Origin of the sequence: Stenotrophomonas sp. (genome assembly GCF_032066555.1) — a bacterium.
In the GTDB taxonomy this organism is placed as follows: domain Bacteria; phylum Pseudomonadota; class Gammaproteobacteria; order Xanthomonadales; family Xanthomonadaceae; genus Stenotrophomonas.
In genome coordinates, this window is the sequence record NZ_DAMBKV010000023.1 from 45,390 (window position 1) to 58,244 (window position 12,855).

Below are 12,855 nucleotides of genomic sequence, written 5' to 3' on the forward strand. Positions count from 1 at the left end.
TGCCAGCGAAAAGCCGCCCTCACCCCAACCCCTCTCCCGTGAACGGGAGAGGGGCTTTAAGCGAAGCAGGGGCTTTAAGCGAAGCAGGAGCTTCAAGCCAAAGCCAAAGCTTCACGCCAAGCAGGCGCTACTTCCCGTTCCGATGCAGCCAGCGATAGAGCACCGGCAACACCAGCAAGGTCAGCAACGTGGACGAGACGATGCCACCGATGACGACAGTTGCCAGCGGCCGCTGCACTTCCGAACCCGCGCCTACGTTGAAGGCCATCGGCACGAAGCCCAGCGATGCCACCAAGGCAGTCATCAGCACCGGGCGCAAACGGCCCAGTGCGCCCTCGCGCACCGCCACATCCAGACTGCGGCCTTGCTCGCGCAGATGGCGGATGAAGCTGATCATCACCAGGCCATTGAGCACCGCCACACCAGACAGCGCGATGAAACCAACACCGGCCGAGATCGACAAGGGAATGCCGCGCAGCGCCAAGGCCAGCACGCCACCCGTCAAAGCCAAGGGCACACCGCTGAACACGATGCTGGCATCACGCGCCGAACCGAAGGCCCAGAACAACAAGGCGAAGATCAGCAGCAAGGTCACCGGCACCACCACCGCCAGACGCTGGCTGGCCGAAATCAGCTGCTCGAAGCTGCCGCCGTATTCCACCCAGTAACCCGCCGGCACCTTCACCTGCGCGTCGATGGCCTGCTGCAGCTCGCTGACAAAGCCACCGAGGTCGCGATCACGCACATTGGCAGTAATCACGATGCGGCGCTTGCCGTTATCGCGGTTGATCTGGTTCGGGCCTTCACTGCTTTCAATCCGCGCCAACTCGCGCAACGGAACCGTACGTGCATCGCCGCTGCGCCAGCCCCCTGCACGACTGGATTCATCCGCACTGTCCTGTGCCAGCGCAGGCTCCAGCGACACCGGCAGATCGGCCAGTGCTGCCGGGTCCTGGCGGATGCTTTCCGGCAGGCGTACGACGATGTCGAAACGACGGTCACCCTCGAACAACTGCCCGGCCACACGCCCACCTACCGCGGTGGAAACGGTGGACTGCAGCTGGCCCGGGTTGAGCCCGTAGCCCGCCAAGGCCGCACGATTGGGCGTAACCGTCAGCAACGGCAAGCCATTGGTTTCCTCCAGCCGCACATCGGCCGCACCCGGCACCTTGTTGGCGACCGCGACAATGCGCTGACCGACCTGCGCCAGCGTTTCCATGTCATCACCAAACAGCATCACCGCCACGTCGGCACGCACGCCCGAGATCAGCTCGTTCATGCGCATCTGGATGGGCTGGGTGAACTCGTAGTTGTTACCCGGCAGCTCCTCCACTGCTGCCTCCAGCTCCGCCAGCAGCTGCGCACGCGGCTTGCGTGGGTCCGGCCACTGCTTGCGTGGTTTCATCATGATGAAGGTATCCGCGACCGAGGGCGGCATCGGGTCGGAGGCGACTTCCGGCGTGCCGATCTTGGAGAACACCTTTTCGACTTCCGGCAACTGCTGCAGGCGTGCTTCCACCTGTTTCTGCATGTTCACCGATTGCGTAAGGCTGGTGCCGGGAATGCGCATGGCGTGCATGGCGACATCACCTTCGTCGAGATTGGGCACGAACTCGCTGCCCAGCCGCGTTGCCAACAAGCCACAGCCAACCACCAGCACCAAGGCACCCGCAACCACCCAACGTCCACGTCGCATCACCCAGGCCAACAACGGCTCATAGCGCGCACGCAGCCACGCCATCAGACGGTTCTCCTTCTCTTCCACGCGGCCACCGAGGAACATCGCAATCGCCGCGAGCACGAAGGTCAACGACAGCAACATCGCACCGCTCAACGCCAGCACCACGGTGATCGCCATCGGGTGGAACATTTTTCCTTCGACGCCAGTGAGCGCAAAGATCGGCAGATAGACCGCGGTGATGATGCCCAGGCCGAACAGGCTGGGGCGGATAACCTCGGCGGTGGCACTGGCGGTTTCGGCGAAGCGTTCCTCACGGGTCATCGCCCGGCCCAGCGCATGGGTGCGCTCGCCGAAGCGGCGCAGGCAGTTCTCGATGATGATCACCGCGCCATCGACAATCAGGCCGAAGTCCAACGCACCAAGACTCATCAGGTTGGCGGAAACACCGCCACGCGCCATGCCGGTCAGGGTGAACAGCATCGCCAGCGGAATCACCGCGGCAGTGATCAGCGCGGCGCGGAAGTTGCCCAGCAACAGGAACAACACCACGATCACCAGCAAGGCGCCTTCCAGCAGGTTCTTGGCGACAGTCTGGATCGTGCGATCAACCAGCGCGGTGCGGTCGTAGCTGGCGGTGACGGTGACGCCTTCGGGCAGGCTGCGCTGCGCCTGTTCCAGCTTGGCCGCGGCGGCCTGTGCCACCTCGCGGCTGTTGGCGCCGACCAGCATCACCACCGTGCCCATCACCACCTCGTGGCCGTTCTGGGTGGCGGCACCGCTGCGCAGTTCCGGCCCTTCGGCCACGTCGGCCACGTCATGCACATGGATGGGCACGCCTTCGCGGCGGGCCAGCACGATGTTGCCGATCTCCTCCAACCCGGCCACCTGCCCGGGCACACGCACCAGGAACTGCTGGCCGTTACGCTCGATGTAACCGGCACCGATGTTCTGGTTATTGCCTTCCACCGCTTCAGCAACATCATCCAGGGTGAAGCCCAACGCACGCAGCTTGGCCGGATCCGGGGTGATGTGGATCTGCCGCTGATAGCCACCAATCGTATTGACCTCGGTGACGCCGGGCACGTTGCGCAGCTGCGGCCGCACCACCCAGTCCTGCAGCGTGCGCAGGTCGGTGGCGGTATAGGGCGAACCATCGGGCTTGCGTGCCTTGGGATCAGCGTCGATGGTGTACATGAAGATCTCGCCCAGGCCGGTGGCAATCGGCCCCAGCTGCGGATCCAAACCATCGGGCAGCTGCGACTTCACCTGCTGCAGGCGTTCGGCCACCTGCTGGCGCGCGAAGTACAGGTCGGTGCCGTCCTTGAACACCACCGTCACCTGCGACAAGCCGTAGCGTGACAGCGAGCGCACCTGTTCGAGCTTCGGCAGGCCGGCCATCACCGTTTCCACTGGATAGGTGATGCGTTGTTCCGTCTCCAGCGGAGAGTAGCCATCGGCGGCGGTGTTGATCTGCACCTGTACGTTGGTGATGTCGGGCGTGGCGTCGATGGACAGGCGGGTGAAGCTCCAGCTGCCGATCGCGATCAAGGCCAGGGTAAGCACCATCATCATCCAGCGATGGGCGATGGCGCTGCGGATGATGCGCTCAAGCATGGCGGCACCCTCCAACTTGCATGCACTGGTCAATGTTCATGCGCGGCCCCCGCCTTGCCGATGTCGGCCTTGACCACATAGCTCTGCTCGACCACGACCTGCTCGCCAACGCGCAGGCCGTCCTTGACCTCGACCTTGCCGGCATCGCGTGCGCCCAGCACCACCGGGCGGGCGGTATAGGTGTCGCCATCACGCACAAACACCACCTCGCGGCCTTCCATGGTCTGCAGTGCGGAAAGCGGCACGACCACCGCTGCCGGCTGCATTGCCACCACGATGCGCGCCTTCACCGCCGCACCGGGCCGCCACAGGCCATCGTCATTGCGCACGCTGGCACGGGCCACGGTGCTCTGGCTTGCAGTGGCGGTGCCGGGCAGCACGCGCTCCAGCGTGGTGCTCTGGCTGACGCCATCGGTCATGCGGGTGACCGTGACCGGCACGCCGGCGGTGATGTGCTGGGTGTCGTTGCCGAAGATATGCAGGTCCACCCACAGCTCGGACAGGTCGCCGATCTCGAACAGCGGGGTGCCCTCGCCCGCGACCGCGCCCACCTGTGCCTGCCGCGACAGCACCACGCCGCTGATTGGCGCGCTGATGCTGTAGGTGGTCAGGCTGAGATTGCTGTCGATGCTGGCCAGGGTCTGGCCGGCGCTGACGCGATCGCCCACATTGGCCCGCAGCGAACGGATCGGGCCGGGGAAGCGCGCCATCACCTGCGCCACCCGCCCATCCACCGGCGTCAGCAGGCCCTGCACCTCATGCTCGTCGGCGATGGTGCCGGCCTGCGCGGCGGCGCTGCGGATGCCGGCCTGCTCGGCCATGGCAGCCTTGATGGTGGTGCGGTCAGCATCCGCTTTCTCGCCCGCGTCATGGGCGTGGTCGTCAGCTTCGCCACCTTTTTCTTCATCGTGGTCATGGCCCGCTTCTTCTGCTGCGCCAGCGCTGGCTTCAGGCGCCGGCTTTGTACCGCAGCCGACCAGCAGCAGACTCATTGCCAGTACGCCGGCAGCGACAACATTGATCGGACGGCTCATCCTGCGTTCTCCACGGCAACGGTTGCATCGGTGGCCAGCATTCCCTGGCCGGTGAGGCGCTGGATCTCGATCAGCGCGGTCTGTGCAGCAATAGCGGCGTCCAACTGGCGCTGGCGCGATTCAATGCGCATCGCCTGCAGCTGCGCCCACTCCATATAGCTGGCAGCACCGGCGCGCCATGCCTGCTCGGCGGCGCGCTCGGCCTTCTGCAACTGCGGCAGCACGTCAGCCTGCATGCGCTGTACTTCAAGGCGTGCGGTGACATAGCGCCCGTGTGCCTCGGCCAGGGTGGCGTACAACTGTTGCTGGCGGGCCTGGCGTTGATACGGCAGCAGGGCAAGATCCGCCTCGGCCTCGCGGATTTCCGGCGCGGCGCGGCGAGCGCTGCCGAGCGGGATGCTGAAGCCGCCGACCAGCGAGGTGGCGTTGTCGGCGCGGCTGTTGCGCACGCCCACCTGCCAGTTCCAATCCGGACGGCTGCGGGTGCGCACCAGTTGCAGCTGCGCCTCGCGGATACGTTGCTCGCCCAGCAGTTCGGCCAGCTCCGGTGCGCGTTGCAGATCGTCATTGAGCGATGCGAAATCACGCAGTGCCGGCAGTTGCAGCGCATCGCCACTCACCGCCTTGAAGTCAGGCGTACGCGCACCCCACAAAGCGGCCAGCGACAGCCGCGCTGCGCTGACTTCTTCGATGGCACGATCGCGATCCAGTTCCGCCTGCGCCAGCATCGCCTGCGCGGTGAACAGCACCGACTCTGGCGAAGCGCCTGCCTGCAACCGCAGGCGCGCGGCGGAAACCGCGCGGCGACGCTGCTCGATATCGGTATTGGCGATCTGCAGTGCTGCTTGCGCCTGTGCCACCGCGAGGTAACGGCGTGCGGTTTCGGCGAGCAGATCGAGGCGTGCGGTGGCGCGTTGCGGCGCCAGTGCATCGATATTGGCCTGGGCCAGCATGCGGCGCGCATCGAGCTTGTCGCCGCGCTCCAGCACACCGGACAGACTGACGGTGGCTTCGGCGCCCTGCACGCCGCGGGTATCACCGCTGCCGAGCAGGTTCTCCAGTTCCACGCCCAGCTGCATGGGCGGGCGCAGCAACGCGGCGTCGCGGCGGGCTTCAAGTACAGGACGCTGCGCATCGATCAGACGCAGCTCAGGGTGATCAAGGGCAACGCGGACGATGGCATCGTTCAGCGTCAACGGCACAGCAGACGCCGGCACCTGCGCATACGCGCGCGGCACCAGCGCAAAGGCGACAACAGCCGCCAGGCGCATCCACATGGGTTTCTCCAGATAGCAGGTTCAGACGTGGGGACCGGCCAAGGGGCCGGGACGTCAGACGGCTATCGGGGGGCGGAACAGGCTCTCGGTCGGGTGCGTGACCGCTTGCGTGCCGAGGATGGGCACAGCCTGCTGTGCAGGCGGTGATGCCACGATCCAGGCGGGAGTGACAGTTGGCAGCACGCCGCCGTGACCGTGGCAGTCCACGCAGTGCACCAAGGCATGCAGCAGGGCGTTGGCACTGTCCTCGGCATCCGGGGCCGTGGCCAGCTTGCTGTCGTCGTGCTCGTGCACGTCGGCACCGATGTCGGTGTGCGCCAGCATGTGGATGTCGGTCAGTGCTGCGGCCAGCGAAGTGCCGAATACGCCAAGGCCAACCAGCGCCAGCATCAGCAGGCGTAGCAGGTGGAGGCGACGGTGGCGCAGGGCGTGCAGCATCGGCGCAGGTTAGCCGGTGCTCGATGGGTTACACAATCGCAGTGTGGTTGCGGCGGTTCAGCTGTGCGCTGTTGCCCCTCCCCTTTGGCGTAGCCAAGGGGGAGGCTGGGAGGGGGTGGCTTTGCTTGTTGCGGTTGCACCTGCGGTGCTCCCCCTCTCCCCAACCCCTCTCCCGCGAGGGGAGAGGGGCTACAGCTGCAATTACAGACGGTGCTTGCGCTCGCAGTGTTCTAAAGCCCCTCTCCCCTTGCGGGAGAGGGGTTGGGGAGAGGGGTGGCTTTGGCTTTGGCTTTGGCTTATCGCCTGGGATTTCTGCCAAGAGCACCCCTCCCCGACCCTCCCCTGCGCGTTGCGCAAGGGAGGGGGCAAGGCTTTACTTCGCCGCCTTACGCTCGGCGATGTAAGCGTTGATCTGCTGCTCCAGCACCGGCAGCGGCACCGAGCCCTGCTTGAGTACGGCGTCGTGGAAGCCCTTGATGTCGAACTTGTCGCCCAGTTCCTTCTCGGCCTGTGCGCGCAGCTTGACGATGGTGATCTCGCCCAGCTTGTAGCTCAGTGCCTGCGCCGGCCAGGAGATGTAGCGGTCCACTTCGGTGGTGACTTCGTGCTCGCTGAGCGCGGTGTGGTCACGCAGGTAGGCAATCGCGCGGTCGCGATCCCAACCGTAGTGGTGCACGCCGGTGTCGATCACCAGGCGGCAGGCACGCCACATTTCATAGGTCAGGCGGCCGAAGTCTTCGTATGGGGTCTGGTAGATGCCCATGTCGACGCCGAGCTTCTCGGTGTACAGGCCCCAGCCTTCGCCATAGGCCGAGATATACGCAGTGCGGCGGAACTCGGGCTGGCCGGTCTGCTCGGCGGCGAGTGCGCCCTGCAGGGCGTGGCCGGGGTCGGACTCATGCAGGGTCAGGGCCGGCAGGTTGTACAGCGGGCGCGCCGGCAGGTTGTAGGTATTGAGCCAGTAGGTGCCCATGCCGCCGCGGCCGGCGGTCCAGAACGGGGCGATATCCGGCGGCACCGGCACGATGGTGAAGCGCGCGCGCGGCAAGGTCATGTACTTGCCGATCACGCCGTCCACGCGCTTGGATATCCACGCTGCACGCCACAGCAGTTCGTCCGGCGTCTTGGCGTAGAACTGCGGGTCGGTACGCAGGAATTCGAGGAAGTCGGCGAAGCGGGTCTGCTCGCTCTTACCCTTGAAGCCCACCTTGTCGATGATGGCGTTCATTTCCTGCTGGATGCGATTCACCTCGGCCAGGCCCTGCGCATGGATCTGCTGCGGGCTCAGGTCCAGCGTGGTGTATTCGCGGATCTGCTGGCGGTAGAACTCCTTGCCGCCCGGCATTTTCTCGGCTGCCAGGGTGGTGCGCGACTGCGGCACGTATTCCTGCCGGTAGAAGGTCAGCAACTTGCCGAAGGCCGGCACCACACTGCCGCTGATGGCCTGCCTGGCATCGGCCTGCAGCTTGGCCTGCTCGGCCGCCGGAATGCTGCTGGGCAGCTTCTTCAGCGGCTCGTACAACGGCGACTCGGTCGGGTCCTTCAACTCGGCCACGGTCGAGATGGAGACGTCGCGGCCTTCCAGCACCGCGCGCGGCACGCTGAAGCCACGGGCAAGGCCGGCGCGCATATTGACCATCTGCTGGTCGAAGTAACGCGGCACATCATTCAAGCGCGCGATGTAGTTGCGGTAATCCTCCGCCGTCTTCATCTCGCGGCGGGCCATGAAACTCAGATTCGACCAGAACGAGGAATCCGAATTGAACGGCATCTCGTAGCTGCCCAGACGCACTTCATCGGCCAGGCTTTCGACCTGGTAGTGATAGATGGCGTAGTTGATCTGGTTTTCGGCCGAGAGCTTGCTCGGGTCGATGGCCTTGAGCTGGCCCAGCACCTCGTCCCATACCTTCAGGCGCGCCTGCTGTGCTTCGGCGCTGACGTCGGGCAGGCGCGTGCTGTTGGCCGGGGCGTCGCTGTCTTCGCTGGCTTCGCCGCCACCGGTCTGGCGCCAGGCCCACTCCTTCTCATAGATGGCCTTGAACTTGTCATCCAGCGATTGGGTGGCCAGCGTGGCCGGGGCCGACGGTGCGGCGGCAAAGGCCGGGGTGGCGCTCAGGCCAAGGGTGAGCAGCAGCGCAACGGTCAACGGCGATTTCACGATCGGTATTCCCCAGGTGGTTCATTCACCCCGATCATCGCATTGAAGCTGCCGCCCGACCTAGACGGATTCGGGCGGCAAACCGCCGGATTTGGGCACAGTCGCCGGCTCAGTGACCGGCTTTGTCGCGCTGCCAGCCACGGTGCTTGATATCCAGGCGCAGGCTGTAGAGCGCGGTGAACGCGGGGAACAGGTTCTGCACCACACCCACCGCATCCTGCTTGGACGAGAACAGGAAGTAGCTCAGCGTCATCAGGCTGCCGAGCACGCTCATGTACCAGAACAGGCGTGGGATCACCGGTTTGCCGGCGCGGCGCGAGGCGACGAACTGCACCAGCCAGCGGCCGCCGAACATCAACGCACCGGTCAGCCCGATCAGCTTCCACGGCGACATGTGCACGCCGGTCCACTCCAGCCACACCAGCGGTTGGTTCATGAAATCCATGCTCAGACCTCTTCCACCGCGGTGCGCTTGGAACGGGTGATCAACCAGGCCACGCCACGCAGGTCGCGGATGCCGACCAGCGCGCGGCCGAGGTTGTTGTACTTGGATACGCCAGCGGTGCGATGACGATGGTTGACCGGCACGCTCACCGTCTTCCAGCCGGCACGCTGCATCAGCGCCGGCAGGTAGCGGTGCATGTGGTCGAAGTACGGCAGGTCGAGGAAGGCGGCGCGCTCGAACAGCTTGATGCCGCAGCCGGTGTCCGGGGTGTCATCGCGCAGCATGCGCGCGCGGATGGCATTGGCCCACTTGCTGGCCCAGCGCTTGCTGCCCGAGTCCTGGCGGTTGACGCGCCAGCCGGCAAACAGCCGCACCTGCGCATCGGCCTTGGCGCGTGCAGCCAGCAGCTTGGGGATATCGGCCGGGTCGTTCTGGCCGTCGCCGTCGAGGGTGGCGATCCACGGCGCGCGCGCGGCCTTGACGCCGGTACGCACTGCCGTGCTCTGCCCGCTCTGGCTGACGTGGTGCAGCACCCGCAGCTCCGGGTTTGTCGCCTTCAGCGCCTGCAGCACCTGCAGGCTGTCGTCCTTGGAATTGTCGTCGACGTAGACGATCTCGAAATCGATCTGGCCACGTAATGCAGCGGTTATTTCATTGACCAGCGGCGCGACGTTGTCGCGTTCGTTGAAGACGGGAACAACCACCGAGAGGCTGGGCTGGTTCATTGCTGGTTCCGCAGGTTGTGCATTTGAAGAAAGGTCACGCATTTTCCAAAACTCAACTTAGCGGAAGGTGAGTCAGGCGCTTGACCCGAAGTAGTTGCGGCACCACTCCACCACCGGCGGCAGGCCCAGCTCGATCGGCGTGTTCGGCGCATAGCCGAACGCCGCCTGGGCGCGCGCGGTGTCGGCCATGGTTTCCACCATGTCGCCCGGCTGCATCGGCTTGTAGACCTTGTGCACCGGGAGCCCCGCGGCCGAGGCGATCACGTCGATGAAGTATTCCAGTTCCACCGGGGTGTGGTTGCCCAGGTTGAACACCTGGTGGGGTGTGGCCTGGGCGGAGGGATGCGACAGCGCCCCGAGGATACCGGCGACGATGTCGGAAACATGTGTGAAGTCACGCCGCATGTGGCCGTTGTTGAACACATCGATGCTGCGCCCGGCCAGCACCGCGCGCGCGAACAGCAGCGGCGCCATGTCCGGCCGGCCCCAAGGACCATAGACCGTGAAGAAACGCAGGCCGGTGGCCTTCAGGCCGTACAGCTGCGCGTAGGTATAGGCCATCAATTCGTTGGCGGCCTTGGTGGCCGCGTACAGCGAGCGCGGCTGGTCCACGCGCTGGTCTTCGGAGAACGGCGGCGTGGCCGAGTTGCCATACACCGAGCTGCTGGACGCATACACCAGGTGCTGCACGCCGCGGTGGCGGCACAGCTCCAGTATGTTGACGAAGCCGACCAGGTTGCTGTCGACGTAGGCGTGCGGGTTTTCCAGCGAATAGCGCACGCCGGCCTGCGCGGCCAGGTGGATCACCTGGGTCGGCTGGATTTCATCGAACAGCGCAGCCAGGCCGTCGCGGTCGGTGATGTCCAGCGCGCGCATATCCAGTTGCGGGCACAGCGCGACCACCCGATCGCGCTTGAGCTGCGGGTCGTAGTAGTCGTTGAAGTTATCCAACCCCACCACGCGCTCGCCGCGCGCCGCCAGGGCCTGGCAGGTATAGGCACCAATGAAGCCGGCCGCGCCGGTGACCAGTACCGTCATAGTGTCATCGGCTCCCGCGCCAGGGTGGCCTTGCGCTCCTTGCTGTAGACCCACCACGGCTGCGGTGCTTCGCCGCCCAGGAAACGGACGACGGACAGGAACACGTCGATCACGCAGGGATCGTGCACCACGCCGGTCTTCAGGCATAGCTGGGCGTACATATCGTAGGGATCGCGCCCGCGCAGGTGCGCGGGAACCCGGATCCCGATCAGACGGAGATCCTTTTCACAGGCCGGCCCGACATTCGGCAGGTCGGTCAGACGCAATAGATGATTGCGGTCGACCTTGGTGGGGTTCATTGCCTTGCATGCACCTCGTTGGGGAATGAAGTACGTCAGCCGTTCTGGCGGACGCGCAGCCGCTCCAGCACGCCGTCCAGCGTGTCCAGATCGGTGTAGTGGATGACCAGCTTGCCCTTGCCGCCACGGCCGTGGCTGATCGCCACCTTGGCGCCCAGCGACTCGGACAGCTCGGTCTCCAGCGATGCGATATCGGCCTGCGGCGCGCTCGGCGCCGGCTTGGCCTTGCGTGCACCCGGCACCTTGCCGGCGGCGAACTGCTGGGCGCGGTGTTCCACTTCGCGCACCGACCAGCCCTGCTCGGCGGCCTCTTCGGCCAGCTTGGTGGCCAGTTCCGGTGCCAGCGTCAGCAGCGCGCGGGCATGGCCCATTTCCAGGCGGCGGGTTTCCAGCAGCACGCGCACGCCGATCGGCAGATCGATCAGGCGCAGCAGGTTGGACACCGAGGCACGCGAGCGGCCAACCGCCTGCGCGGCTTCGGCATGGGTCAGCGAGAACTCGCTGACCAGGCGCGCCAATGCTTCGGCTTCCTCCAGCGGGTTGAGGTCTTCGCGCTGGATGTTCTCGATCAGCGCCATCGCGATGACGGTGCGGTCTTCCAGCTCGCGCACCACCACCGGCACTTCGTCCAGCCCGGCCAGGCGCGAAGCGCGCCAACGGCGTTCACCGGCGATGATTTCGTAGCTGCCGCCCTCGATCTGGCGCACCAGGATGGGCTGGATGATGCCCTGTGCCTTGATCGACTCGGCCAGTTCGGCCAGCTTGCCCTCGTCCATGTCGCGACGCGGCTGGTACTTGCCGGGTTGCAGCTGGTCGATGGGCAGCTTGCGCAGCACTTCGCCGGGTTGCGGCTCGGCGACGGCAGCGACGGTGACCGGGGTGACTGCGCCCTTCGGGCCCAGCAGGGCATCAAGACCACGGCCAAGACCGCGCTTCTTCGCTGCACTCATCAGACAGCCTCCACGGCCCGGGAGGGCTGCTTGCGTTCGTTGTTGCGACGGATGATCTCGCCGGCCAGGCCCAGGTAGGCCACGCCGCCGCGCGAGGCGCGGTCGTAGCCGACGATGCTCTGGCCATGGCTGGGCGCCTCGGCCAGGCGCACGTTGCGCGGCACGATGGTGCGGAACACGCGGTCGCCGAAGTACTCGGTGAGCTGCGCCGACACCGCATTGGCCAGGTTGTTGCGCACATCGAACATGGTGCGCAGCACGCCTTCGATTTCCAGCGCCGGGTTGAGGTTGATCTTCAGCGCATCGATGGTCTCGACCAGCGCGCTCAGGCCTTCCAGCGCGTAGTACTCGCACTGCATCGGCACGATCACCGAGTCGGCGGCGGCCAGCGCGTTCAGCGTCAGCAGCGACAGCGCCGGCGGGCAGTCGATCAGGATGTAGTCGTATTGATCGCGGATGGGTGCCAGCGCGCGCTTGAGGCGCTGTTCGCGTTCACCCTGGTCCATCAGCTGGATCTCGGCCGCGGTCAGGTCGATGTTGCCTGGCAGCAGGTCGAAGCCTTCCGGCGTGGTGACGCGCACTTCGGCGGCGGTGACCTCACCCAGCAGCAGGTCACAGGTGGACGCAGCCACCTCACGCTTGTCCACACCACTGCCCATGGTCGCGTTGCCCTGCGAGTCCAGGTCGACCAGCAGCACGCGCTTGGGCGCGGCGGCAAGGGAAGCAGCCAGATTGACAGCCGTCGTGGTCTTGCCGACGCCGCCTTTCTGGTTGGCGATGGCGATGATGCGAGCCATGCAGGAGAGCCTCGTTGGCGAAGTTGGACTGGTCATTATGGGGGTAGCGGCGCGCAGGCGGAAATCGGTTTCCGGGTTACGGGCGGCTTTGGGGCGGGAATGTGCCTCGATTTGCCCTGCTTTGGCCGTGCCCCCTCCCTTTGGCGCAGCCAAGGGGAGGGTTGGGGAGGGGTGGCTTTTGGCTTTGCTGGTAAAGCCCCTGCCGAGCATGGCTCGGCACTACCGCTTCAGCCCCCTCCCTTTGGCGAAGCCAAGGGGAGGGCTGGGGAGGGGCAGCTTTTGGCCTTGGCTGGTAAAGCCCCTGCCGAGCATGGCTCGGCACTACGCTTTAGCCCCTCTCCCGCAAGCGGGAGAGGGGTTGGGGTGAGGGTAGCTTTTGGCCTCGGCCGGTAAAGCCCC

11 protein-coding genes are annotated in these 12,855 nt (G+C 65.7%); all 11 read right to left on the minus strand.

Annotated features, from left to right (window positions below; translation table 11 throughout):
* Window positions 1–127 precede the first annotated feature (127 nt).
* The 11 genes from RT131_RS17890 to RT131_RS17940 all read right to left on the minus strand — a co-directional run bounded on the left by RT131_RS17890 (window position 128) and on the right by RT131_RS17940 (window position 12,456).
* A complete protein-coding gene (locus tag RT131_RS17890) occupies window positions 128–3,295 on the minus strand; it encodes a CusA/CzcA family heavy metal efflux RND transporter (RefSeq protein ID WP_313172680.1) in 3,168 nt (1,055 codons plus the stop codon).
* A 29-nt stretch (window positions 3,296–3,324) separates the two neighbouring features.
* Window positions 3,325–4,329 (minus strand): efflux RND transporter periplasmic adaptor subunit, encoded by a 1,005-nt coding sequence (locus RT131_RS17895; RefSeq protein WP_313172683.1) that lies wholly within the window; start codon window positions 4,327–4,329, stop codon window positions 3,325–3,327.
* Complete coding sequence (locus RT131_RS17900) at window positions 4,326–5,606, minus strand: TolC family protein (RefSeq protein ID WP_313172686.1); 1,281 nt, start codon at window positions 5,604–5,606, stop codon at window positions 4,326–4,328. The genes RT131_RS17895 and RT131_RS17900 overlap by 4 nt, the downstream gene beginning before the upstream one ends.
* Window positions 5,607–5,660: 54 nt before the next feature.
* Entirely contained in the window at window positions 5,661–6,044 is a 384-nt protein-coding gene (locus tag RT131_RS17905; protein WP_313172688.1) for a hypothetical protein, read from the minus strand.
* Window positions 6,045–6,417: 373 nt separating this feature from the next.
* Window positions 6,418–8,202, minus strand: a complete 1,785-nt coding sequence (locus RT131_RS17910; protein WP_313172690.1) for a DUF885 family protein — start codon at window positions 8,200–8,202, stop codon at window positions 6,418–6,420.
* Window positions 8,203–8,311: 109 nt separating this feature from the next.
* Window positions 8,312–8,653 (minus strand): lipid-A-disaccharide synthase N-terminal domain-containing protein, encoded by a 342-nt coding sequence (locus RT131_RS17915; protein WP_282270077.1) that lies wholly within the window; start codon window positions 8,651–8,653, stop codon window positions 8,312–8,314.
* The gene (locus RT131_RS17920) at window positions 8,650–9,372 is read right to left on the minus strand and encodes a glycosyltransferase family 2 protein (RefSeq protein WP_303748259.1); all 723 of its coding nucleotides are present in this window, start codon (window positions 9,370–9,372) and stop codon (window positions 8,650–8,652) included. The genes RT131_RS17915 and RT131_RS17920 overlap by 4 nt, the downstream gene beginning before the upstream one ends.
* 72 nt (window positions 9,373–9,444) lie before the next feature.
* Window positions 9,445–10,410, minus strand: a complete 966-nt coding sequence (locus RT131_RS17925) for an NAD-dependent epimerase/dehydratase family protein (protein ID WP_313172692.1) — start codon at window positions 10,408–10,410, stop codon at window positions 9,445–9,447.
* Complete coding sequence (locus RT131_RS17930) at window positions 10,407–10,709, minus strand: helix-hairpin-helix domain-containing protein (RefSeq protein ID WP_313172694.1); 303 nt, start codon at window positions 10,707–10,709, stop codon at window positions 10,407–10,409. Before RT131_RS17930 ends, RT131_RS17925 begins: the two co-directional genes overlap by 4 nt.
* Window positions 10,710–10,744: 35 nt before the next feature.
* Window positions 10,745–11,659 carry a ParB/RepB/Spo0J family partition protein gene (locus tag RT131_RS17935; RefSeq protein WP_313172696.1) on the minus strand — a complete coding sequence of 305 codons (915 nt, stop codon included), beginning with the start codon at window positions 11,657–11,659 and terminating at the stop codon, window positions 10,745–10,747.
* Window positions 11,659–12,456, minus strand: a complete 798-nt coding sequence (locus RT131_RS17940) for a ParA family protein (RefSeq protein WP_282270048.1) — start codon at window positions 12,454–12,456, stop codon at window positions 11,659–11,661. Before RT131_RS17940 ends, RT131_RS17935 begins: the two co-directional genes overlap by 1 nt.
* Window positions 12,457–12,855 lie beyond the last annotated feature (399 nt).

Bases quoted from the DNA above. Each gene is read 5' to 3' on its own strand.
- RT131_RS17895 (WP_313172683.1), bottom strand. From the start codon at position 4,329: ATGAGCCGTCCGATCAATGTTGTCGCTGCCGGCGTACTGGCAATGAGT.
- RT131_RS17905 (WP_313172688.1), bottom strand. From the start codon at position 6,044: ATGCTGCACGCCCTGCGCCACCGTCGCCTCCACCTGCTACGCCTGCTG.
- RT131_RS17935 (WP_313172696.1), bottom strand. From the start codon at position 11,659: ATGAGTGCAGCGAAGAAGCGCGGTCTTGGCCGTGGTCTTGATGCCCTG.
- RT131_RS17925 (WP_313172692.1), bottom strand. From the start codon at position 10,410: ATGACGGTACTGGTCACCGGCGCGGCCGGCTTCATTGGTGCCTATACC.
- RT131_RS17900 (WP_313172686.1), bottom strand. From the start codon at position 5,606: ATGTGGATGCGCCTGGCGGCTGTTGTCGCCTTTGCGCTGGTGCCGCGC.
- RT131_RS17890 (WP_313172680.1), bottom strand. From the start codon at position 3,295: ATGCTTGAGCGCATCATCCGCAGCGCCATCGCCCATCGCTGGATGATG.
- RT131_RS17940 (WP_282270048.1), bottom strand. From the start codon at position 12,456: ATGGCTCGCATCATCGCCATCGCCAACCAGAAAGGCGGCGTCGGCAAG.
- RT131_RS17920 (WP_303748259.1), bottom strand. From the start codon at position 9,372: ATGAACCAGCCCAGCCTCTCGGTGGTTGTTCCCGTCTTCAACGAACGC.
- RT131_RS17930 (WP_313172694.1), bottom strand. From the start codon at position 10,709: ATGAACCCCACCAAGGTCGACCGCAATCATCTATTGCGTCTGACCGAC.